Raw genomic sequence first — 21,943 nt, forward strand, 5'->3', positions numbered from 1 at the left:
GACTTTTAATTATATTGTCTTAGGCGGCAATCCTTATACGCATTATTTTTGTGATGTATTTCCTTAAATTATAGCCAAGTGCTACCAGGTATAACTCGGCTTTTACAGAATCTATCCCTTTTCTGACGATTCTTTTGTACCATCTGTCATGTTTCATGATTCCAAAAGTTCCTTCAGCCTGGATTGACCGGTTCATTCTTAGCAGGGCTCCATGGATGCTTTCCAGATTATCCTGAACCTCCTGGTACATGTTATTCCGTTCTCTGCTCAATGAGATTCTTTTGTTCTTCGGGGTCTTTTTACATTGCTCTGCCAGCGGGCATCCTTGGCAGTCTTCGCATTCAAATACTTCCTCCTGCCTGCCGTATAAGTTCCCTCTGACCAGATGTCTATAGATAAATTTGAAAGCCCTGTCATTTGGACAACGGATGGTTCCATTCTCATCAACTCTAAAGTTTATTGGCCGAAACGGATTGGTATGGTATTTCTTGTCTTTCGTTTCTTTCTTGTACATGGGGAATTTCATATACTTTTCCATACCGTGCTGCTCGCAATAGATGTAATTGTTGAAAGATCCATATCCTGCATCTGCCACAGGATACTTAGGATAAGCCCCATAGACTTCGTGGAATTCCTCCATCAGCGGTACGAAGCAATCCATATCTGAACGATACTGGTTAACATCAATTACGGCAATAAATTCATCGGCAACACCTATTTGGACATTGTATGCAGGCAGAAGCTGATCATTTCCCATGTAGTCCGACTTGATTCGCATGAATGTTGCATCCGTATCGGTCTTCGAATAACTGTTTCTGGAAGTACCGCATATCTGTATCTTCTCAACATATTCTTCAAGTTTTGATGTATATGCCTTAAGCTGCTCATACTTGCGTTGATGATCGGACTTGCGATGCCCGCTTCCATGAACAAAGGCCGTCTCATCAATCTGCCAGATTTCTTTTAATTTATCCAATACCAGACGCAGATAGTCCGGAGCGTATTCTGTATTGATGTTTACACTCATATGGTCATACTTAAGATCATCATTGAGTAACTCAAAAAGGCTGGTAATCTTGGCAAAAAGCTTGTAGCGGGATTTTTCAGCGGATTTCTTCCATACCCAGCTGTATTTATTTGCGTTCGCTTCAAACTTGGAACCGTCAATATATATATGCTGCAAATCCACGTTGAGTTTGCCGCAGAGTTCTTTCGTAATTGAATAAAAGATATCCTTGAGAGAATACTTAAGAAAGCCCTTCACGAAATGACAGAATGTCCGATAGGATGGGGCTTCATAATTCATCAGGTACATATATCTGATATTAACCCTGCAATTATCTTCAAGTTTTCTAAAAGAGCAATATCCTTCTTCTGCGAAACCATAGATGATCGTTTTCAGCATGTTGACGGGATTATACCTGGGTCTGCCAGCGCCACGCGTCGGTATGTAACGAAGGTACTTTTTAAGATCGATTTCCTCCATAAATCTGTCATACATTAAAACAGGATCATCGACATTGAGAATCTCAGAGGGAAACATTGGCAAAATGCCTTGTTCTGCGGTAAAATGATTGCTAGTGTTGTTATTTTTCATTGTAAAAAATTATAACACGAAAGGCTCTGCCCCGGACCAAATGATCCGGGGCAGAGCCCTTTTTGTTGGGATGAATTTTGTCACATCCCCTTTTTTCATGCGTATTATAGTTTTCCGGCCGCTTCTCTTTCCTGCAGGTATTCCTTGACGTTCAGTACCTTCGTCGCGGCCCAGTTTCCGTTGATGTCCTTTTCAAGCTGCACTTTCCAAATGAAGTCCTTGTTGAGGTCCTTGTCGTGGAGCTTGACGTTGGCGACGGCACCCTTGTCATTGTTCTCGACATTTAAGATGCCTGTCAGGGAAAGGGCGGAGGAGCCTGCATAAGCGGTGAGGGTCTGTGCGGCCTTTCCTGTGATGGATTTCGGCTCGGTATCGCCGCTTTGGAATTTGAGCTCTGTCTGGCGGATGAGTTCATCGATGAGCTGCGGCTTCAGCGATTTGATGATGGCGGCAGCAAAGCGGTGATCGGGTTTTCCGTCATTGGCAAGCATGGATGCGGAGTCGTCTAAGGCTGAGGAATAGACCTTCCTGAGGTCTACGCGTTCTTCGAAGAGCTGCAGGTCCTTATGCTGCACGGCCTGCTGGATTTCTCCTGCCGCATAGGCGGGGGTATTTTTCCAGTAGAAGAAGTACCAGCCGGCAGCGGCGGCGAGGATGACGATGACGGCGATGATTATTTTCTTAAGAAGAGATTGTTTCATAGTGCCTCCTTTTTCTATATATTTCATTATACAAAAAAGAAGGCACAAGAAAAAGGATGCCTTTCCGGGCACCCTTTCTCAATAGCGTATTTTTCAATAGCAGATTATTCCTTGCATGTATCGAAGAGAGCTTTCTGCTGCGTGAATTCGATCATGCCGTAGACGCCGCCTTCACGGCCGATACCGCTTTCCTTGTATCCGCCGAATGGTGCAGCCGTATCTCTCGGGCTGTCATTGATGTAGACGTTGCCGGACTGGATGCGGTGAGCGACGGCGATGGCTTCCTGTTTCGGGCCATAGACGCCGGCATTCAGGCCATAGCGGACGTCGTTGGCAATGGCAACGGCATCATCGATGTCCTTGTAAGTGATGACGCAGAGGACTGGTCCGAAGATTTCATCCTGCGCGATTGTCATGCTGTTCTTGACGTCGGTGAAGATGACCGGATGGATGTAGTAGCCGCCGGTTTCGCCAAGATCCTTCGGAACTTCGCCGTAGAGTAGCGTAGCGCCTTCTTCGACGCCTTTCTTGATGTAGCTTGTGATCTTGTCATACTGGGCGCGTGAGGAAACAGGTCCGAGCTTGACATTGTGATCCTCCGGATCGCCGACGGTGTATTCTTTGGCGATTTCAACGAGCTGCTTCTCGATCGTTTCCTTTTCGCTTTCAGGGATGAGGAGACGGGAGAATGCGGTGCAGGTCTGCCCGGAGTTCAGGAAAATGGTATTGAAGCAGAGATGGATCGGCTTGTTGTAGTCGTGGTCTTCTGCTTTCAAAATGACATATGGGGACTTGCCGCCAAGTTCGAGGCTGATGCGCTTTACAGATTCGAGCGCATGCTTGCTGACAGTGACGCCGCCCTTGGTGGAGCCGGTGAAGGAAATCATATCGACGAGCGGATGAGAGGAGAGGGCATTGCCGACTTCTCCGCCGCGGCCTGTGACGAGGTTGAAGACACCTTTCGGGAATCCCGCCTTTTCAAAGGCATCGACGAGCCAGTAGGCAGAAAGCGGTGTATGCTGGCTTGGCTTCAAGATGATGGTATTGCCCATCAGGAGAGCCGGGATGATTTTCTGGATGACCTGGCCGAGCGGGTAGTTCCACGGAGTGATGCAGCCGACGACGCCGACTGGTTCTCTGTATGTTGTGGATTCTGCCATTTTTTCAACCATGGGAACGGTCGGTGCCAGATCGATGTAGGAACGGGTGCGGACGTACTGGTATTCGACCTGCGAGCCTTTCGTGAATGCCCACGGGGAGCCGAGTTCCTTGATCGTGATGTCGATCAGGCCGTCTTCCTGGCTTCTGAAGATTTCCAGGAATTTCTCCATGAGGGCGATCCTTTCGTCAAGTGTCTTGGCAGCCCATGCAGGGAAAGCAGCGTGAGCGGCTTTGGCAGCCTTGTCCACGTCTTCTGCATTGCCGGCCGGCACTCTGGCGAAAATTTCACGGGTCGCCGGGTTCTCGACGTCGATGAATGTGCCGGATGCGCCCGGAATCCATTCTCCGGTGATGTATAATTTTTCGTAATCCAAAATAAGACCTCCTTTTGGTGACAGATTTACTGTCAGGATTCATATTTCGAGAAGGGCATAACTTTGCCTACTTATATTATAGATACTTTCCGATTTATAAACAATATCTTAAAAAACACAATAATAATTTAGAAATCAGGCAGGGAAAGCGCGCTAAAGAGAAGAGGGCGTTTCATGGTATAATAATTCTGTATGACTTTCCAAATCATTATGTGAAACAAGGAGGCATGATGGGTTTACTTGATGAAACTTTGAACCGCATCCAGCCGCTTGATCAGGATGCCATGGAGCAGGCCGGACAGCGCTGGAGTGACTTATATCTGGGCATGGGAAATCTCGGGAAAATGGAAGACATGGTGGTGCGCTATGCAGGCATCACGGGAGAGGCCATTCCGGACAAGCCCAAGTGCTGCATGGTGATTGCCTGCGCCGATCACGGCGTCTACAAGCAGGGCGTTTCCGCCTATCCGCAGTCGACGACGGTCGGCATGACGAAGTCCTATGTCGTTGCCAAGGGCGCATCGGCCAATGCGATGGCTTATTATGCAGGTGCTGACATGGTCGTCGTCGATGTGGGCATCAATCATGACATGAGCCGTGTGCCAGGCCTTCTTCCCCGTAAAATCGCATGGGGAACGAAGGATATCACCGAAGGTCCTGCCATGACAAGGGCGCAGGCTATCCAGGCGATCGAGACCGGCATAGAAATCGCCGACAAGAAAGCTAAAGAGGGCTACAAGGTCTTCACAATCGGTGAAATGGGGATTTCCAATACGACGTCGTCTGCGTGCATTTTAGGGGCCTTTAATCACTGGAATGCGATCGAGGTCACAGGACGCGGGACAAACATTTCCGATGAACGTCTCCGTCACAAGGTGGAGGTCGTGCAGCAGGCGCTCGACGTGAACCAGCCGGATGCTGGTGACGGCATCGATGTCCTTGCCAAGGTCGGCGGTTTTGAATTCGGATGCCTCGCCGGTGTCATCCTGGGCGCCGCTGCCAACCATGCGATGACGATCATTGACGGCTTCAACACGACGGCAAGCGCCTTCATTGCAAGGGCGCTTCTTCCTGAAGTGGTGAACTACCTCATGGCGTCCCATCTGTCGCTCGAACAGGCGCACAAGAAGTCTCTGGCGGCGCTTGGTCTTGCTGAATACATCGACCTGGATTTCCGCCTCGGAGAATCTGTCGGAGCCGGCATCCAGATGAAAATGCTTGAAATTGCGCTTGCGGCATTCCGTGAGTGCGTGACAAAGGAAGAAGCGGGGGTGAAAGCATGAGCCGTATACCGGAACTGAACAAGGAGGCCATGGAAGCCTGCCAGCTTTACGTCGATAACCTGATCAAGCCGATCCATTCCCTGGGGAAACTGGAGGAAATCGCTGTCAGGATCGCAGGCGTGACGGGGAAAGTCAAGCCGTCCTACCTGAACAAGGCCATCGTCATTTTCGGCGGGGATACTGCTTCTGACGGGGAAAACAAGACGAAGGGACAGCTCTCCCATGATGAAATGAAGCTTGTCGCCCAGGGCGCAGGCCCGGTCAATGCTGCGGCGCGCATGATCGATGCGCCGGTCTACCTGATCGACGTGGGCCTTGAACAGGATACGTCTGACATTGAAGGCGTCCTCACGCAGAAGGTCATCCGCGGCACGCACTTCGGCCACCCTGCCATGGATGATGAAGTGACGGCCGCTGCGATTTCCGTCGGCATGTCGGTGGGAAAGACATTGGCCGGTCAGGGCATCGAAGTCATCGGCCTTGGAAATATCGGGGAGCGCTCCATGCTTTCTGCACTGGCCGTGACGACAGCCATCATGAAGGAAGACTTGAAGAAGGCATCTGGAAAGACAGGCTTTGCCCTGAATATTTCTGATGTCGGCGATTTTGCCAAGGATCCTGTGGGAACGCTTTCCATCGTGGGATCTGCTGAAATTGCAGCGCTCTTCGGCCTTGTCGTCGAAGCGGCCCGCTGCAATATGATGGTCGTCTTTGACAATGCAGTGACAGGCGCTGCCGTTCTGGGCGCCGTGACGGCGTATCCGGAAATCCGGAATTTTGTCATTCCTTCCGTGTATTATGAAGAACCGGTCCACCAGATGCAGATGCAGAAGCTTGGCATGAAATCCTTCCTTCATTATGATTTCACGGAAGCGGAAGGTTATGGTTCCGCGCTGGGACTTTCCCTCATGGATGCGGCAATCGATATGCTGAACCAGATGAAGACATTCGGCTCGGCCGGCGTAGACGTGGCTGAAGACGGACCGGGCGCAGGAAGGCAGAGAGAGGAGATCAAGTGATGAAAGCTTTATTCGTACGATGCTACGGCAGACTGACGGCGGATATGATGATCGGCGGACTGATCGACATGGGCGTGCCGCCCGTGTACCTGAAGTCCTGCCTTTCCGATGCAGGCATTACGGCGGATTTCATGGAAAAGCCAAATCCTGCTGCCCAGATTTCCGCGCACTACTTCCATATCTTCCCGGAAGCTTTTGAAGGGCCTCTTTACATGGTATCCTTCATGGCGCGCTGGAGAAGCCTTTGCGAAAAGGTGCATCCGGAATGGGAGGAAACGGGCTGGAAGGTATTCCGCGCTCTCGCATCCGGCCTTCCTGAAGGAAAGGACGATCTCTCTTTGAACGGAGTTTCCATGGAAAATGCAGTTTCCCTCTACCTTCTCTTATGCTGCCTGGATTATCTGGAAACAGAATCCCTCTTCACGATTCCTTTCTCCATTGAAAAGGGAACGTCAGAGGCGGCCAGGGCATCGCTTGCGATCCTTAAGAGCGCAGGCGCAACGGATGGGGAACCGGTGCCTGCAGAAGACATCCATCCTTTTGCAGCAGCCATCCTTGAAGGACTTTCTGCCGATTTCATTTCCATGGACGGAAGATTCCTTTCCGACAAGACAGCGTATGGAAGCTCGTCAGCTGACAAGCCGACGGGGAACAATACGGTCTGTCTGTACCTTGGGTACTATACCGACCGCGCAGAGTCTGTTTTCGGACGCCATATGAAGGTATTCGGAGCCAATCCCGATCTCGAACTGTAATAGTGTTATATCTGCTAAGAAGGGCCCGTATTCCTCTTTTCAAGGGGGAAGCGGGCCCTTTGTTTGTGCGCGGGGAGGAAGGGGCCTGGAAGCCAGAAGAAGGGGTGAATGGCCCTCTTGTATCCTTTTTGTAAAAAAGTTCAAATTTTTTTCAAAAAAGGGCTTGCGCAAAATGGAATGATGGGGTATACTTAAACACGTTGCAAAGAGCCGGACAAACACCGGAAACTTCGATAGATTCGGATAAAAATCCCTATTGACACGAAGCGGACGGCGTGATAAAATACGGTTCATGACGACGAAGCATCACTTCTCCGAAATCATTGATTAAAAAAAAGAGACTTGACAAATCGCCAAGCAATGATATAATGTTATTGTTGCAAATGCGCATGCGGAAGTAGCTCAGTGGTAGAGCACAACCTTGCCAAGGTTGGGGTCGCGGGTTCGAGTCCCGTTTTCCGCTCCATTGTTAGTAACCATCCGAAAGGATGTTGCTATATATTCCTGAATAGCTCAGCCGGTAGAGCGCGTGACTGTTAATCACGATGTCGCAGGTTCGAACCCTGCTTCAGGAGCCATATAGGGGTATCGCCAAGCGGTAAGGCAACGGACTCTGACTCCGTCATTCGTAGGTTCGAATCCTGCTACCCCTGCCAAATGACTCATTAGCTCAGTCGGTAGAGCACTTGACTTTTAATCAAGGTGTCCCGCGTTCGAGTCGCGGATGAGTCACCACGATGGCCTGTTCGTCAAGCGGTTAAGACACCGCCCTTTCACGGCGGGTTCGGGGGTTCGAATCCCCCACAGGTCACCAATGTGGGCGATTAGCTCAGCTGGGAGAGCGTCTGCCTTACAAGCAGAATGTCAGCAGTTCGATCCTGTTATCGCCCACCAAGTACGGCCCGGTGGTGTAGTGGTCTAACATGCCGCCCTGTCACGGCGGAGATCGTCAGTTCAAATCTGATCCGGGTCGCCACTTATTTTTGCCTCGGTAGCTCAGTTGGTAGAGCAAAGGACTGAAAATCCTTGTGTCAACGGTTCGATTCCGTTCTGAGGCACCATATCTATGCGGCTGTGGCGGAATGGCAGACGCGCTACTTTGAGGGGGTAGTGGACTTACGTCCGTGTGAGTTCAAGTCTCACCAGCCGCACCATTCCATTTCTTGTTTCTCGTTGTTGTAACTACATATGCGGTCGTGGCGGAACTGGCAGACGCGCTATCTTCAGGCGGTAGTGGAGTAATCCGTGAGAGTTCAAATCTCTCCGACCGCACCAGCTCAAAAATAATCTCATCAGAAATGATGAGATTTTTTTGTGGTTGAAACAGGCTGCCTGAGACAAAGACCAGGACCGGATGGATCGAATCCGCCTGGCAGTGTATCCAGCGCCTTACATTATATAAGGAAATGATCCTGCTTTTTCCATTTCTGGTATGCCTTAAGGGAAAAGATCCTTCCCTGCCTTTTTGTACAGGAGGGGCCGGAGGCCTTCCGTGAACAGGCACCCTCAAATATGGTATAATATAATACATATTGTGTCCTTAAATGGGAGGTATCCATGGAAAATAAATTAGCCATCATCGATGGCAGCAGCCTTCTGTACCGCGCGTTTTATGCGCTTCCTCCGACGATGACGTCGCCTGACGGCGTGCCGACGAATGCCGTCTATGGTTTTCTTCGCATGCTGCTCTCTCTTTACCGCGAGCTTGATCCGGCTTATGTCGCTGTCACCTTCGATAAAGACCGCCAGACGTTCCGCATGGAAATGTATGACGGGTACAAAGCGACAAGAAAGCCGGCTCCGGCCGAGCTCGTTCCGCAGTTCGATCTCATCCTTGAGGTCATGCATGTCATGGGCGTTGCTGTCTACAGCCTTTCCGGCTATGAAGGCGACGATGTCCTGGGCACGCTTTCTGCACGCTATGAAAAGGAACTGCCTGTCGCTATCGTGACAGGGGACCGTGATGCGCTGCAGCTGGCAAGCGACAGGACGACCGTCTACCTTACGCAGAAGGGAATTTCCTCCATGTCTGAAATGACGCCGAAAGCTGTCGAGGAAAAGTACGGCATCACGCCGTCCCAGGTCATCGACATGAAAGCGCTCATGGGCGATACCGCCGACAACATCCCGGGCGTTCCGGGCATCGGCGAAAAGACAGCGCTGAAGCTTCTGACGCAGTACAAGACGCTCGACAATCTCTATGCGCATGTCGATGAAATCAAGGGCGCACAGGGAAAGAAGCTCGCTGCCGGAAAAGACATGGCATACCTTTCCTACAAGCTCGCTGCGATCAAGAGAGATGTTCCGATGGAAACGACGCTTGAAGAAATGGCGCAGCCCGTTCATATCAGCGAAATGAAGGAACTCTTCAGTCGCCTCGGCATCAATCTCCTCTCCCAGTTCGGCGAACTTCCGCGCTTCACGGCTCTGGCCGAAGCGAAGAAGGAAGAAGTCGCAAAGGCAGGGGAGAAGGCAGAAGACTGGAAGGATGGCCTGTCCTTTGAAGGAAAGGAAACCGCCATTTCCTTCGATCTTGAAGGAACGGCTCCTTTCTTTAAAGCAAAAGGCGTAGTCATTGCAGAAAATGGCCATGCCTACCTTGTAAAGGCAGAGCAGTTTGGAAAAGCGGCAGAAGCTTTAAGGAAAGCCAAAGTCGTCATCACGGAAAACAGCAAGCCCATCATGGAAACGGATTTCCCATGGGAAGGGATTCCTTTCTTTGACACGACGATTGCCGCCTACCTCCTCGATCCGACAAGAACGACGTACCCGCTCTCTTACCTGGCAGGCCTTTTCAAGAAGCCGGAAATCTATGCTGACGAAATGAAGGACTTCGCTTCCAAGGGCGCAGCCGTTTCCCTCTTCCTCCTTTCCATTTATGAGGACGCTAGAGACATGCTCAAAAAGAACGGCGTTGAAAAGCTCTATGACGAAGTCGAGCAGCCACTCGTGAAGGTCCTTGCCGCTATGGAAAAGGCAGGTATTGCTACGGACACGAAGCGCTGGGAAGAAGTCCATGCTGACATGAAGTCCAGGGAAGAAGCGCTGATTTCCAAGATTTACGAACAAGCAGGGGAAGAATTCAATATCAATTCGCCCAAGCAGCTCGGCCATATCCTTTTTGAAAAGATGGGCCTTCCTGCAGGAAAGAAGACGAAGACAGGATACTCGACGGCCGCTGACGTGCTGGAAGAACTGGCTGAGCAGTACCCGTTCGTGAAGAATATCCTTGAATACAGATCGCTTTCCAAGCTGATTTCCACATACCTCGAAGCACTGCCGCTTTTGATCCGTAAGGAAACAGGACGAATCCATACGACGTTCAACCAGACGGTCACGGCAACAGGACGCCTTTCAAGCTCCGATCCGAACCTGCAGAATATTCCGGTCAGGACGGAAGAAGGAAAGAAGATCAGATCGCTCTTCGTTCCGGGAGAGGGTTACGATTCCTTCATTTCCTCCGATTACTCGCAGGTCGAGCTCCGCGTGCTCGCGCATATGTCGGAAGATGAAGGGCTCATCCGTGCTTTCCTCAATAAGGAAGACATCCACAGAAGAACAGCCGCTGAAGTCATGGGCATCCCGTTCGAGGACGTCACGCCTGAGCAGCGTTCGCATGCGAAAGCCGTCAACTTCGGCATCATCTATGGCATCAGCGATTTCGGCCTTGCGCGCCAGCTCGGCATCACAAGGACGGCTGCTGCCGACTATATCAAGGCATATTTTGAAAGATACCCGAGCATCCATGCGTTCATGAACAGGATGATCGAGGATGCAAGAAAGACCGGCCGCGCCGTGACGCTCTACGGGCGTTACAGGGAGCTCGCCGATATCAACAGCAAGAACTTCCAGCGCCGCTCCTTTGCGGAAAGAACGGCGATGAACACGCCGATCCAGGGGACGGCCGCCGACATCATGAAGATGGCGATGATTGCCGTCTATGACAAGATGAAGGCAGGAAATTTCAAGAGCCGCGTGCTGCTACAGGTCCACGATGAACTGGTGGCAGAAGTCACGGCCGATGAAAAGGAAGCAGTCGCAAAGCTTCTGAAGGAAACGATGGAATCTGTCGTAAGCCTCAGAGTGCCGCTTGTGGCTGATGTGAATGAAGGGAAAAACTGGGCGGAGACGAAGTAGCCCGATAGAAGGCAGGAGAAAAGATTGTACAGGATAGGGCTTACGGGAGGGGTTGGAAGCGGAAAAAGCACCGTTTCCAATTACATGCATACACTGGGGATCCCGGTGATCGACGGGGACAAGCTGGCCCGCGAAGCGGTCACGCCGGGAAGCCAGGCCATGGCGAGGATGGAGCAGGTCTTCGAGAAGGAAATCTTCAATGAGGACGGCACTCTTGACCGCCTGAAAACGGCCGAGATTATTTTTACAAATGAAGAGAAAAGGCAGCAGCTGAACGACATCATTCATCCTTATATCTGGTACCGCACGCAGGAGGAGCTTTACCGCGCGCAGGATGAAGGCCATTCCGTTGTCGTCCTCGATATGCCGCTCCTTCTTGAAATCAGCTGGCAGCTTCGTGTCGAGGCCGTATGGATCGTCGAGGTGCCGCTTGAAGTCCAGATCAACCGCGTCATACACCGTGATCATTTCACGAGGGAACAGGTACTGGAAAGAATAGGCAAGCAGATGCCGACATTAAACAAGCTGAACTATGCCGATGTCGTCATTGACAACAGCCATTCCGTCGAAGAAACGGAAAGGCAGGTCAGGGAAGCGCTGAAGCATGTTCCGGGATTTGTATTTCCGGAGGGAATGGAAGTATGAGAATTGCTCTGAAACGCAGGAAAAGGGAAGTCAGACGCCACCAGGGAAACACCGGGGCTTTGGTGTTTGTCCTTTTGCTTGCGCTTTTGAGCATGCTTGTGCTTTGGCTGATTCATAATTCCGCATTCCTCCGACCGAGCGTAGAAGTGTCGATCTTAATCGAGAAAAGCGCGGAAGAGCAGCATGTATCACCTTCTCTCCTGCAGGCTGTCATCCTGACGGAGAGCAAGTTCGATGCCAAGGCTGTTTCCCATGTGGGAGCGGTCGGAATGATGCAGCTCATGCCGGAAACGGCGGAGTGGATTTCCGAAGAAAGCGGCCTTCCTGCAGACGACCTCAACCGGCCGGATGAGAACATCCCGCTTGGCGCATGGTACCTGAATTTCCTTTTGAAGAAGTACCACAATAATGAAGTCCTGGCTCTTGCCGCCTACAATGCAGGACGCGGCAATGTCGACGAGTGGGTGGAGAAGTACAACTGGGGCGAAGGCTTCTCCAAAGTCGATGAGATCCCCTTCCCTGAGACGCGCGAATTCGTGAAGACGGTCGTCAGCGCAAGGGACAGGCTCGAAGCGGAGAGGAAGGAAAAGGAGAAAGAGAAAAATGGCAGTTGATGATGAAAAGTTAAAAGCGGAAAGAGAAGCGCGCAGGAAGCTTTTCATGGACTGGGACATAGAAAAGGAGCTGCCTGCCGATATCAGCGGATACAAGCTTCACCGGATCGACAAGCAGGACGGGCGCATCTACTATGCCTTCGGCTGGACGAATGAGGAAAACGGCTGGGAAGTCCGAGCACTCTTTGATGAGGAAACGATGGATTACATGGTAAAGATGTACCTGCGCCTTGTGACGCTGACGGAAATCGAGCTCATCACGGGCGACTTTGATGAGTTCAAGAGAAATCTCGTCCTCCTGACGCCAAAAGCCATCGATCACGAGCTGATCCACCGCGAGAATGTATCTGTCCTTGTCAGGGGCAAGGGCTTCATGGTCTGGGACAGCGAGCCTTTCCTTCCTGAAACGATCGGCCATTACCAGAGGATGATCAAGCCGTCCATGCCGGTCCTCGGCCTCAACGGGTCCTACATCATAGGGGCGTATGAGTGCCGCGAGAAAGATACGGGCATCCTTTTCTTCTATAATATGTACAGAGACGAGTACTACGGCGAGCTTCGCGCCGGCGGAATCCCGGGCATCATCCATCAGTATGACGCCAAGACGATTCCCGAACTGGAAGAAGCGATCAATAAAAATCTCAAAAAGGATCTTCATGCCCTGTATGAAAATCCGGTCATTGATGATTAAGCACGAAGAAACCGGGGAAAGTTTGCTCCCCTTTACAAGATGTGATATAATAAATCAGTAAATCATGTTCGGTTTATTTGTTTTATTTTATCGTTTATAGAATTTCCTGTGGAGTGAGCCTCGGCTCACTTTTTCTTATATTTAACATTCATAGGAGGGTATATGGCGCACAAGGAAGTCGAGGATGCTGTAGAAAAATTACTGGAACCAATTCTTGAAGCGGACGGCATTGAAGTTGTCGACGTGGAATACGTCAGGGAAAGAAACTGGATTCTTCGTATTTTCATTGATAAGGAAGGCGGCGTCGATCTGAATGACTGCCAGGTCATCAGTGAAAAGGCAGGAGCCATACTCGACGAGAAGGATCTGATTCCGGACAATTACATGCTGGAAGTTTCCTCGCCGGGTCTTGACCGCGTACTGAAGAAGGACAAGGATTTCATCCGCTATACCGGCGAAGAAGTCGATGTCAAATTGTTTGCTCCCCTTGAAGGTCATAAAGGCGTAAAAGCTTTCACAGCTCTTTTGGACGGGCTTTCCGAAGACGGAAGCCTGAAGCTCACGCTGGAAGGCGGCGAAAGCATTGTCCTTGGCAGGGACAAGATCTCGCAGGTCAGACTGCATTTTTCATTTTAATCTCGGAGGAATAATTCATCGTGAATGGCAATTTATTAGAAGCAATACAGAGTTTGGTCAAAGTAAAGAAAGTCGACGCCGATGTCGTATTCGACGCGCTTGAAATGGTGCTGCTCACCGCTTACAAGAAGGAAATGGGAAGCAACGCAAAGACATCCATCAAGCTGAACCGAGAAACCGGCGATTATCAGATTTTTGAAGAAAAGACCGTTGTTGAATCCATCGATCCGGAATCTGAAAATGCAATTAATGAGATCACAGTAGAAGATGCCAAGAAGATCGACAGAAGCTACGAAGCAGGCGATCTTTTGAGCATTGATGTGACCCCGAAGAATTTTGGACGCATCGCTGCCCAGACAGCTAAGCAGGTCATGATCCAGAAGCTGCGCGAAGCAGAAAGAGGATCCCTCTATGAAGAATTCTCCGGCCGCGCAGGCGATGTCATCACCGGCACCGTCAAGTGGAGCGAATCCAGGGCGATTTTCGTGGATCTGGGCCGCTGCGAAGGCATCCTTCCATATGCAGAACAGATCGAAGGCGAAGAATTCAAAGCCAATGACAAGATCAAGTGCTACGTTCTTGAAGTCAAGAAAACCACCAAGGGACCGGAAATCATCCTTTCCAGAACCCATCCGGGACTTCTGAAGAGACTTTTCGAACTTGAGGTTCCTGAAATCTACAGCGGCACCGTTGAAATCAAGAACGTGGTCCGTGAAGCAGGCTCCCGTTCCAAGATCGCTGTTTATGCCATGGATCCAACCGTCGATCCGGTCGGTGCCTGCGTAGGACCGAAGGGCCAGAGAGTCCAGAACATCGTCAATGAACTGCATGGCGAAAAGATCGATATCGTCCGCTGGGACGAAGATCCGGCCATTTTCATTGCCAATGCGCTCTCCCCGTCCAAAGTCATTTCCGTTTCCGTATGGGATGAAGAAAATTCTTCCTACGTCGTCGTTCCTGACTACCAGCTGACACTGGCTATCGGCAAGGCAGGCCAGAATGCAAGACTGGCTGCCAAGCTGACGAACTGGAAGATCGATATCAAGAGCGAAACCCAGGCCAGAGAAGAAGGCTTCGGCCAGGCCGCTGAAGAGGACGATGGAGATATCCTGGGAGACATCGAAGAAAGCGGACAGGAGGAAGAAACTAAAGAATGAAGCAGAAGAAGATCACGATGCGCATGTGCGTCGGCTGCAAAGAGCTGAAGCCAAAGAAGGAACTCCTCCGCGTCGTAGCGCTTCCGACAGGAATCATTGAACTGGACAGGACCGGGAAGAAATCCGGCCGCGGCGTCTATGTCTGCGACAACATCGAATGTTTCGAAAAGGCATATGAATCCCACGGGCTGGAAAGATCCCTGAAGCGCCCTGTGTCCAAGGAAGTCTATGACTCCCTTAAGGAACAGATTGAAAATGGATGATCCAGTATACAGGATGCTGGGCCTCTGCATGAAAGCGGGGCGCCTGCTTTCCGGCAGCGAACAGGTCTCTGAAGGCCTTCGGAAAGGCACGGGCAAACTGCTGATCATCGCGGAAGACAGCTCCCCGAGAACAAAAGAGGAATACACGAATGCAGCGGAGAAATGGAAAATCCCTTACCGTGTATTCGGCGAAAAAGATAAATTAGGGCAGGCCCTTGGCAAGGGGGTACGGACAGCAGCCCTTATAGTAGATAAAGGATTCGGCAAGGCGATCGCTGAAAAGATCGACAACCGGAAATAAGAACGGACGGGAGGCTGCTTATGCAGAAAAAGAAGTACAGAGTATATGAATTAGTAAAAGAGTTTAAAAAGTCGGATAAAGAGGTCATGGACGCTTTGAAGAAGAACCATATTGAGGTGACTAGCCGCCTGTCCGGAGTAGATGAAGGGGCGAAAACCGTTTTGGCAAAAGAATTTGAAGCATCCAAGAAACCAGCAAAACGTCCGCAGATGCGTACCGTAAGGTTCGATCAGCAGGGCAGACCGACTGACAGGAAGTCCGGAGAAGCAGGCCGCAAAGCCGCTTACTCGAGCGTGGAACCAGAAGCACAGAAAGCTCCTGCAGCGCCGAAGCCGGCAGAAGTGAAAGAAGAGGCTCCGAAAGCGGAAGCCGCTCATCAGGAAAGAAAAGAAACCCGCGGAAGAGAGGAAAATACCACGCGCCCCGTAAGAGATAACAGAAACGACCGTCCGAATAATGACAGGAACGACCGCAGAAATGACCGTTCCTCCGGAGATAGAAACGACCGCCCCTCCGGCGACAGAAATAACCGTTCCTACGGTGACAGAAACAGCCGCCCGTCCGGCGACAGAAATGGAAACCGTTCCTATGGCGACAGAAACGGCCGCCCGTCCGGTGACAGAAATGGAAACCGTCCATCCGGCGACAGGAATGGCAACCGTCCGTATGGCGACAGGAATGGAAACCGTCCGTCCGGCGACAGGAACGGAAACCGCCCGTATGGCGACAGAAACGGCCGTCCGGCTGGCGATAGAAATGGCAGACCCGCTGGCGACAGGAACGGCAGACCGTTCGGCGGAAACGATCATTCCAGAAATGATCATTCCCACAGCCAGCATCCGGCAGCCGTTGCTGCTCCGGTAGAAGAAATCGCTCCGGAAACTCCGGCAGTCAGACGTGAAAAACCGGCCAAGAAGAAAACAAAGAAGGACTGGGAAAAGGCAAGAAGAGAAAAGGAAGGCGGCTCTTTGATGGCCCGCTCCCTGAACCAGGGCAAGAAGAAGAAACACAACCAGGAAAAGAAACAGGATACCTATCCGACAGAAGTAACTGTCCCGGCTGCTGTTACCGTCAAGGAACTGGCTGAACTTTTCGGCTGCGAAGTCAGCGAGATCATCAAACACTTGATGGCTCTTGGCGTCATGGCTACCATCAATCAGAACCTCGATCCGGATACCGTCGAAATCCTTGCTGAAGAATTCGGTGTAACCCTTCTGAAACCTGAAAAGGAAGAAGATCCGACGGAATACATTCCGGAACCGGATGATCCCCGTTTCCTCGTACCGCGTCCTCCGATCGTTACGATCATGGGCCATGTCGACCACGGCAAGACGACACTGCTTGACGCCCTGCGCCAGACAAATGTCGCTCTCCACGAAGCCGGCGGCATCACCCAGAGAATCGGTGCTTACCAGATCCGCTACAAGGGTCACAAGATCACATTCCTGGATACCCCGGGCCATGAAGCATTCACCGCTATGCGTTCCAGAGGCGCTCAGCTGACGGATATTGCCGTCCTGATCGTTGCTGCCGATGACGGTGTCATGCCGCAGACCATCGAAGCTATCCACCATGCAAAGAACGCAGGCGTTCCGATCATGGTTGCCATCAATAAGATTGATAAGCCGGGCGCAAACCCTGACCGCATCAAGGAAGAACTTTCCAAGGAAGGGCTCCTCGCGGAAGACTGGGGCGGCGATGTCATCATGACCCCGATTTCTGCCAAGAAGAAGATCGGCCTTGATGACCTCCTGGAAAACATCCTGCTCGTAGCAGAAATGAAGGAACTCAAAGCCAATCCGAAGCGCGAAGCTTACGGCGTCGTCGTCGAAGCACAGCTGGATAAGGGCAGAGGTCCTGTCATGAGCGTGCTCGTACAGAACGGCACACTCCATGTCGGAGACGGCATCTTGGCCGGCAAAAGCTGGGGCCGCGTCCGCGCCATGAACAATGAAAACGGCCGCAAGATGAAGAGCGCCGAACCGGCTGCACCGGTTGAAATCCTCGGTATGGACAGCGTTCCGGAAGCAGGCGACCATTTCTATGTCATGGATGAAAGAAAGGCAAGAAACATCGCTGAAATCCGCGCATCCCGTGCGAAGGAAGAAGAGCAGAGAAGCGTACAGAAGGTAACGCTCGACAACATCTTCGAAAAGATCAAGGAAGGCGAAATGAAGGAACTTGACCTCATCGTCAAGGCAGACGTACAGGGCTCCGTTGAAGCGCTCGTTCAGTCCCTCATGGGCATCAAGAGTGATGAAGTCCGCGTTTCCATCGTCCACTCCGCTGTCGGCGCCATCAACGAATCCGATGTCATGCTGGCATCTGCCTCCAATGCGCTGATCATCGGCTTCAACGTCCGTCCGGATGCCAATGCAAGAGCACTGGCTGAAAAAGACGGCGTCGATATGCGTCTCTACCGTGTCATCTATGACTGCATTGATGATATCAAGGCAGCTATGGCCGGCATGCTCGCTCCGACCATCCGCGAAGTCGTTCTCGGCCACGCAGAAGTCCGTCAGGTCATCCATACACCGAAACTCATCGTTGCCGGCTGCTATGTACAGGACGGCAAGATCACAAGCAGCTGCCGTCTCCGCCTGATCCGCGACGGCATCGTCATCCACGAAGGCAAGATCGCATCCCTGCGCCGCTTCAAGGATGATGTGAAGGAAGTCGCACAAGGCTTCGAATGCGGTATTTCGCTGGAAAGCTACCGCGACGTCAAGGAAGGCGACCAGCTTGAATCCTTTGAGCTGAAAGAAGAAGCTGCCACCTTGGAATAATCAGGGCAGGCGTTCTTAATTAAAAAGTAAGAGGCCCGCATCCCTATTTCGATGACGGGCCTCTTTATTTCTTAGTATCCGCAAAGAGCGGAAGATCCTGCCGCATGCGGCAAGAGAGGAATCCATATGTCAGAATTACGCGTTAGAAAAATACAGGAATTCATCAAGCAGGAAGTCAGCCAGATGCTCCTCTATGACCTGAAAGATCCGCACATCGGCTTTGTCACCGTGACAGGCGTCCATGTGACCGGAGATTTGCGCGAAGCAACGATTTACGTCAGCCTTTTCGGGAAATCCTGGGAAAAGGCAAAATCGCTCGAAGCGCTCAACAAGGCAAAAGGCTCCATCCGCAAGGAACTCGGCCAGCGCCTCAAGATTTACTACACACCGGAAATTACCTTCGAAGAAGACAAGTCCCTTGATTACGGCATGCACATTGAAGGTCTCCTGAAAAAGGTGCATGACGAAGAAAAGGATAAAGCTCCGAAGGAAGATACTGAAAAGGAGGACTGAAAAATGAGTCTTGGCAAAGATCATGCTGTCGAAATCGACAAGCAGCAGGCTATGGATTTCCTGAAATCCCATAACCGTTTCCTTCTCGTAGGACATGAGCATCCGGACGGAGACGACGTAGGCTCCATCTGCGCGCTGCACAATGTCCTTCTCTCCATGGGCAAGGAAGCCGACATGGTTCTTCCTGATCCCGTGCCGAGAGTGTACACCCTCGTTGAAACATCTGCACAGGTCATGACATCCATTCCGGAAGGAAAGGATTATGATGCCATCGTTTTCACGGACCTTTCCAACCTGGAAAGAGGCGGGAATTTTGATTTCCCGGACGTGGACAGCCTCTGCATCGACCATCACAGAAGCAATGAAAGATACACCGATTACCTTTACCTGCGCTACCACTATGCAGCAACGGCAGAAATGCTTGCTGAAATGTTCTTCGACGAAGGCATCCAGATGGACAAGGACACATGCAATGCCCTTTACATGGCCATCGGCACCGACAGCGGATTCTTTAAGTTCAGCTGCACATCCCCGCATACGCTCCTCATGGCAAGCAAGCTGGTAGAAATGGGCGCTGATCCCTCCTACATTTCCAACCGTCTGGAAGAAAAAACAGAGGAAGCCATGAAGTGCTACAAGATCGTGGCAGGCACCGTCCATTCCTATGCGAACGGCAAGATCGTCATCGCATACATGGACAAGGAAGCCATGGATCTTGACGGTGAAAATTCCGATTACTACGCAACGATTCCGCGCTGCATCAAGGGATGCGAAATCGCTGCCCTCTTCAAGTACAGGGGAGAAAAGGAAACTCGTATTTCCCTGCGTGCCAAGGAATATGCCAATGTAGGAAAGCTGGCTGAGGAATTCGGCGGCGGCGGACACTGGAAAGCATCCGGCTGCACCATCCATGAAACATTTGCAGACGCAGAGCCCATTTTCGTCAAAGCTGCGGAGAAGTATCTCTGATGGACGGCGTCCTTAATGTCATCAAGCCGAAGGACTGGACCTCCTTCGATGTCATTGCAAAGCTCCAGAGGATCTACCACCAAAAGAAAATAGGGCACGGAGGGACGCTCGATCCCATGGCATCCGGCGTTCTTCCCGTGTTCCTGGGACGTGCGACGCGCCTCATCGAGTATGCGCCCATCCATACGAAGAGATATGAAGCAGAATTCATCATGGGCATCAGGACGGATACCGAGGACATGACGGGAGAAATCCTCGAAAGAGGAGAAGTCCCGTCTGACACGTCCATCTGGGAAGGTGCTGTCAGTGCTTTCCGCGGCGACATCATGCAGGTGCCTTCCATTTATTCAGCAATCAAGGTGAATGGGGAAAGGGCCTACAAGCTTGCCCGCGAAGGAAAGGAAGTCGAGCTCAAAGCGCGCCCCGTCACGATTTATGACCTGACCATCTGGGAAATCGCGCCGCCCGTCATCAAGCTGCATGTGACCTGCTCGTCCGGCACGTACATCCGGGCGCTTGGAAGAGATATCGGTGAAAAGGCAGGATGTCTTCTTACGATGTCCTCCCTTGTCCGTACCGTCGTCGGTCCCTTTTCCATTGAAAACGCAAAGACGATGGAGGAAATCGAGAAGGATCCGGAAGGATCCCTCATGACGAGTCTGAAACCGATCCTTTCCGGCCTTCCCAATATCGAGCTTTCCGAAAAGGAAGCCAGGGATTTCCTTCAGGGGAAACGGCTCAAGACGAAAGAAAAAGACCTTGATATGGCGGCTGCCTTCCATGGGGACACGTTCCTCGGCACCGCATACGTCAAGGCAGGCATCATTCATCCAAAGAAAGTTTTTTCGTGAGGAATTATGAAGATTTTACATGCATTGGAAGAAATCACGGACGGAGAACCCCGCGTCTTCGTCCTTGGATTTTTTGACGGCTGCCACCTGGGCCATCAGGCGGTCTTTAAAGAAGCAGCAAAGCTTGCGGAAGAAAAAAGTGCCGGAATCGGCGTCATTACCTTCTATCCGCATCCCATGAGCGTTCTTGCGCCCGACATCCGCGTCTCTCTTCTCCAGTCAGAAGAGGAAAAGGCAGAGTCCTTCCGGAAGGCAGGCATGGATCTGGCCGTATTTATCCGCCCGACGAAGGAATTCCTCTCTGAAACAGCAGAATCATTCCTGAAAAGCCTCGCAGATATTCCAGGCATCAAGGGCATTGTGACGGGAGATAACTTTTCCTTCGGGAAAGGCGCTTCCGGCAATGTTTCTTCCATGAAATCCTATTTTGAAGGAAGCGATGTTGCCGTTGTGACAGCGCCCCTTGTTTCCGAAGGCGGAAAAGTACTGTCGAGCACGACGGTACGCACGCTGATCGAGGCGGGAAAAGTCGAAGAGGCAGCAAAACTTCTTGGAAGGAACTATACGATGTCAGGCGACGTCGTTCACGGCTTCCACAGAGGAAATGATCTCCTGGGCTTTCCGACAGCGAACCTTCGCATGCCCGATGCACGCGTCCTTCCTGCCGACGGCGTCTATGCGACGAAGACAAGGATCGAAGGGAAATGCTATCCGTCCGTCACAAACATCGGGACGAATCCGACCTTTGGCAACAGCGAAAAAACGATCGAAACCTTCATCATTGATTTTGATGAAGAAATCTATGGGAAAAGCTTTACCCTGGAATGGGTGAAATATATCCGCGGCGAAGTGAAGTTTGATTCCGTAGACGCACTGAAAGCACAGATAGAAAGCGATATAGAAACAGCAAAGAAGATCTTTTTTTGATGCTTCCTGCGATAAAGACCTCCCCGAGCGGATCAGGGAGGTTTTTTCATGCGCGGAAGAGATATCATGGATGTCATGCTGCCATTTCCTGCATATCAGACTATGAAAAGGCGGTTTATTAATAGATTGCATGCTATGAATTAAAGAATTAACAAGCTTCTATGTATTTAAATTGTATACTATAAGTTATAAATCATTGTATAATTCATAGACAAGTTACAACTTATAATAAAAATAAATGATTATGGCGATTTTTTATATATTGGAATCTATGATTAAAAGATGAAGGGATTTTTGAAACTGCTGAAAAGAAATATTGGATAGTATTCTATTCAAGAAGTATGATAAGACCATAGTTACAGGTTCGGGGAAGCCGAACGAGTTATACCGGAGGCACAGACCATGAGAGATCAGCAGATCGAAAACGAAGTTGTAGAAGAAGTCAGACCAGAAGAAATTTGCTTCGCATTACTTGAACTCGTAAGCATGGGAAAACATTAATACTTCTCCAAGAGCTGCCGCCGGGCAGCTTTTTTCTTTAGGGCTTTATAGTTTCTAGATGA

The 21,943-nt window shown here is 50.9% G+C and carries 19 protein-coding genes and 10 tRNA genes; 26 read left to right on the top strand and 3 right to left on the bottom strand.

All coding sequences use genetic code 11. The features are described 5' to 3' along the window. Positions 1–19 precede the first annotated feature (19 nt). The 3 genes from Dia5BBH33_RS01435 to Dia5BBH33_RS01445 all read right to left on the bottom strand — a co-directional run bounded on the left by Dia5BBH33_RS01435 (position 20) and on the right by Dia5BBH33_RS01445 (position 3,833). Positions 20–1,597: an IS1182 family transposase gene (locus tag Dia5BBH33_RS01435; protein WP_143332102.1), complete on the bottom strand. Its 1,578-nt coding sequence runs from the start codon at positions 1,595–1,597 to the stop codon at positions 20–22. A 104-nt stretch (positions 1,598–1,701) separates the two neighbouring features. Continuing rightward, positions 1,702–2,298 (bottom strand): DUF2939 domain-containing protein, encoded by a 597-nt coding sequence (locus Dia5BBH33_RS01440; RefSeq protein WP_022382904.1) that lies wholly within the window; start codon positions 2,296–2,298, stop codon positions 1,702–1,704. A 104-nt stretch (positions 2,299–2,402) separates the two neighbouring features. Beyond that, the gene (locus tag Dia5BBH33_RS01445; RefSeq protein WP_022382903.1) at positions 2,403–3,833 is read right to left on the bottom strand and encodes an aldehyde dehydrogenase family protein; all 1,431 of its coding nucleotides are present in this window, start codon (positions 3,831–3,833) and stop codon (positions 2,403–2,405) included. A gap of 230 nt (positions 3,834–4,063) precedes the next feature. Between Dia5BBH33_RS01445 and cobT the strand changes: the two genes are divergently transcribed. From cobT to Dia5BBH33_RS01575, 26 genes are all read left to right on the top strand, one after another. Then, positions 4,064–5,116, top strand: coding sequence for a nicotinate-nucleotide--dimethylbenzimidazole phosphoribosyltransferase (gene cobT / locus Dia5BBH33_RS01450; RefSeq protein ID WP_022382902.1), 1,053 nt, complete (start codon positions 4,064–4,066; stop codon positions 5,114–5,116). Next, positions 5,113–6,135 (top strand): nicotinate-nucleotide--dimethylbenzimidazole phosphoribosyltransferase, encoded by a 1,023-nt coding sequence (locus Dia5BBH33_RS01455; RefSeq protein ID WP_143332214.1) that lies wholly within the window; start codon positions 5,113–5,115, stop codon positions 6,133–6,135. The genes cobT and Dia5BBH33_RS01455 overlap by 4 nt, the downstream gene beginning before the upstream one ends. After that, complete coding sequence (gene larC / locus Dia5BBH33_RS01460; RefSeq protein ID WP_143332215.1) at positions 6,135–6,890, top strand: nickel insertion protein; 756 nt, start codon at positions 6,135–6,137, stop codon at positions 6,888–6,890. Before Dia5BBH33_RS01455 ends, larC begins: the two co-directional genes overlap by 1 nt. A gap of 391 nt (positions 6,891–7,281) precedes the next feature. Next, positions 7,282–7,356 (top strand) — tRNA-Gly (locus Dia5BBH33_RS01465). A gap of 36 nt (positions 7,357–7,392) precedes the next feature. Beyond that, positions 7,393–7,468: transfer RNA gene (locus Dia5BBH33_RS01470), tRNA-Asn, on the top strand. A 3-nt stretch (positions 7,469–7,471) separates the two neighbouring features. Beyond that, positions 7,472–7,546 (top strand) — tRNA-Gln (locus Dia5BBH33_RS01475). A gap of 3 nt (positions 7,547–7,549) precedes the next feature. Then, positions 7,550–7,625 (top strand) — tRNA-Lys (locus Dia5BBH33_RS01480). A 4-nt stretch (positions 7,626–7,629) separates the two neighbouring features. After that, a tRNA-Glu gene (locus Dia5BBH33_RS01485) sits at positions 7,630–7,704 on the top strand. A gap of 4 nt (positions 7,705–7,708) precedes the next feature. After that, positions 7,709–7,784 (top strand) — tRNA-Val (locus tag Dia5BBH33_RS01490). Positions 7,785–7,789: 5 nt separating this feature from the next. Then, a tRNA-Asp gene (locus tag Dia5BBH33_RS01495) sits at positions 7,790–7,866 on the top strand. Positions 7,867–7,875: 9 nt separating this feature from the next. Then, positions 7,876–7,951, top strand: a tRNA-Phe gene (locus Dia5BBH33_RS01500). A 7-nt stretch (positions 7,952–7,958) separates the two neighbouring features. Continuing rightward, positions 7,959–8,044, top strand: a tRNA-Leu gene (locus tag Dia5BBH33_RS01505). Positions 8,045–8,080: 36 nt separating this feature from the next. Then, a tRNA-Leu gene (locus Dia5BBH33_RS01510) sits at positions 8,081–8,165 on the top strand. Between the two features lie 282 nt (positions 8,166–8,447). Next, positions 8,448–11,027, top strand: coding sequence for a DNA polymerase I (gene polA, locus Dia5BBH33_RS01515; protein ID WP_108850037.1), 2,580 nt, complete (start codon positions 8,448–8,450; stop codon positions 11,025–11,027). Between the two features lie 24 nt (positions 11,028–11,051). After that, a complete protein-coding gene (coaE, locus tag Dia5BBH33_RS01520) occupies positions 11,052–11,672 on the top strand; it encodes a dephospho-CoA kinase (protein WP_143332216.1) in 621 nt (206 codons plus the stop codon). After that, positions 11,669–12,286: a lytic transglycosylase domain-containing protein gene (locus Dia5BBH33_RS01525; protein WP_108850035.1), complete on the top strand. Its 618-nt coding sequence runs from the start codon at positions 11,669–11,671 to the stop codon at positions 12,284–12,286. Before coaE ends, Dia5BBH33_RS01525 begins: the two co-directional genes overlap by 4 nt. Beyond that, the gene (locus Dia5BBH33_RS01530; RefSeq protein WP_108850034.1) at positions 12,276–12,977 is read left to right on the top strand and encodes a hypothetical protein; all 702 of its coding nucleotides are present in this window, start codon (positions 12,276–12,278) and stop codon (positions 12,975–12,977) included. The genes Dia5BBH33_RS01525 and Dia5BBH33_RS01530 overlap by 11 nt, the downstream gene beginning before the upstream one ends. Before the next feature lie 162 nt (positions 12,978–13,139). Next, the gene (locus Dia5BBH33_RS01535; protein WP_108850033.1) at positions 13,140–13,613 is read left to right on the top strand and encodes a ribosome maturation factor RimP; all 474 of its coding nucleotides are present in this window, start codon (positions 13,140–13,142) and stop codon (positions 13,611–13,613) included. A 20-nt stretch (positions 13,614–13,633) separates the two neighbouring features. Then, positions 13,634–14,770, top strand: a complete 1,137-nt coding sequence (nusA, locus tag Dia5BBH33_RS01540; RefSeq protein WP_143332217.1) for a transcription termination factor NusA — start codon at positions 13,634–13,636, stop codon at positions 14,768–14,770. Further along, positions 14,767–15,033 carry an RNase P modulator RnpM gene (gene rnpM / locus Dia5BBH33_RS01545; RefSeq protein WP_143332218.1) on the top strand — a complete coding sequence of 89 codons (267 nt, stop codon included), beginning with the start codon at positions 14,767–14,769 and terminating at the stop codon, positions 15,031–15,033. Before nusA ends, rnpM begins: the two co-directional genes overlap by 4 nt. Further along, positions 15,026–15,334 (top strand): L7Ae/L30e/S12e/Gadd45 family ribosomal protein, encoded by a 309-nt coding sequence (locus tag Dia5BBH33_RS01550; protein WP_108850030.1) that lies wholly within the window; start codon positions 15,026–15,028, stop codon positions 15,332–15,334. Before rnpM ends, Dia5BBH33_RS01550 begins: the two co-directional genes overlap by 8 nt. A 20-nt stretch (positions 15,335–15,354) precedes the next feature. Continuing rightward, positions 15,355–18,120 (top strand): translation initiation factor IF-2, encoded by a 2,766-nt coding sequence (gene infB, locus Dia5BBH33_RS01555; protein WP_108850029.1) that lies wholly within the window; start codon positions 15,355–15,357, stop codon positions 18,118–18,120. A 126-nt stretch (positions 18,121–18,246) separates the two neighbouring features. Then, positions 18,247–18,633 (top strand): 30S ribosome-binding factor RbfA, encoded by a 387-nt coding sequence (gene rbfA, locus Dia5BBH33_RS01560; protein WP_143332219.1) that lies wholly within the window; start codon positions 18,247–18,249, stop codon positions 18,631–18,633. A 3-nt stretch (positions 18,634–18,636) separates the two neighbouring features. Continuing rightward, complete coding sequence (locus Dia5BBH33_RS01565) at positions 18,637–19,602, top strand: DHH family phosphoesterase (protein ID WP_143332220.1); 966 nt, start codon at positions 18,637–18,639, stop codon at positions 19,600–19,602. After that, entirely contained in the window at positions 19,602–20,453 is an 852-nt protein-coding gene (gene truB / locus Dia5BBH33_RS01570) for a tRNA pseudouridine(55) synthase TruB (RefSeq protein WP_143332221.1), read from the top strand. Before Dia5BBH33_RS01565 ends, truB begins: the two co-directional genes overlap by 1 nt. 6 nt (positions 20,454–20,459) lie before the next feature. Beyond that, positions 20,460–21,380, top strand: a complete 921-nt coding sequence (locus tag Dia5BBH33_RS01575; protein WP_143332222.1) for a bifunctional riboflavin kinase/FAD synthetase — start codon at positions 20,460–20,462, stop codon at positions 21,378–21,380. The last annotated feature ends 563 nt before the right edge of the window (positions 21,381–21,943 follow it).

It is taken from the genome of Dialister hominis (assembly GCF_007164725.1).
Taxonomy (GTDB): domain Bacteria; phylum Bacillota; class Negativicutes; order Veillonellales; family Dialisteraceae; genus Dialister; species Dialister hominis.

Coding starts and splice junctions, on each gene's coding strand:
- Dia5BBH33_RS01435 (WP_143332102.1), bottom strand. CDS start 1,597: ATGAAAAATAACAACACTAGCAATCATTTTACCGCAGAACAAGGCATT.
- Dia5BBH33_RS01440 (WP_022382904.1), bottom strand. CDS start 2,298: ATGAAACAATCTCTTCTTAAGAAAATAATCATCGCCGTCATCGTCATC.
- cobT (WP_022382902.1), top strand. CDS start 4,064: ATGGGTTTACTTGATGAAACTTTGAACCGCATCCAGCCGCTTGATCAG.
- Dia5BBH33_RS01455 (WP_143332214.1), top strand. CDS start 5,113: ATGAGCCGTATACCGGAACTGAACAAGGAGGCCATGGAAGCCTGCCAG.
- larC (WP_143332215.1), top strand. CDS start 6,135: ATGAAAGCTTTATTCGTACGATGCTACGGCAGACTGACGGCGGATATG.
- polA (WP_108850037.1), top strand. CDS start 8,448: ATGGAAAATAAATTAGCCATCATCGATGGCAGCAGCCTTCTGTACCGC.
- Dia5BBH33_RS01525 (WP_108850035.1), top strand. CDS start 11,669: ATGAGAATTGCTCTGAAACGCAGGAAAAGGGAAGTCAGACGCCACCAG.
- Dia5BBH33_RS01530 (WP_108850034.1), top strand. CDS start 12,276: ATGGCAGTTGATGATGAAAAGTTAAAAGCGGAAAGAGAAGCGCGCAGG.
- Dia5BBH33_RS01535 (WP_108850033.1), top strand. CDS start 13,140: ATGGCGCACAAGGAAGTCGAGGATGCTGTAGAAAAATTACTGGAACCA.
- rnpM (WP_143332218.1), top strand. CDS start 14,767: ATGAAGCAGAAGAAGATCACGATGCGCATGTGCGTCGGCTGCAAAGAG.
- Dia5BBH33_RS01550 (WP_108850030.1), top strand. CDS start 15,026: ATGGATGATCCAGTATACAGGATGCTGGGCCTCTGCATGAAAGCGGGG.
- infB (WP_108850029.1), top strand. CDS start 15,355: ATGCAGAAAAAGAAGTACAGAGTATATGAATTAGTAAAAGAGTTTAAA.
- rbfA (WP_143332219.1), top strand. CDS start 18,247: ATGTCAGAATTACGCGTTAGAAAAATACAGGAATTCATCAAGCAGGAA.
- Dia5BBH33_RS01565 (WP_143332220.1), top strand. CDS start 18,637: ATGAGTCTTGGCAAAGATCATGCTGTCGAAATCGACAAGCAGCAGGCT.
- truB (WP_143332221.1), top strand. CDS start 19,602: ATGGACGGCGTCCTTAATGTCATCAAGCCGAAGGACTGGACCTCCTTC.
- Dia5BBH33_RS01575 (WP_143332222.1), top strand. CDS start 20,460: ATGAAGATTTTACATGCATTGGAAGAAATCACGGACGGAGAACCCCGC.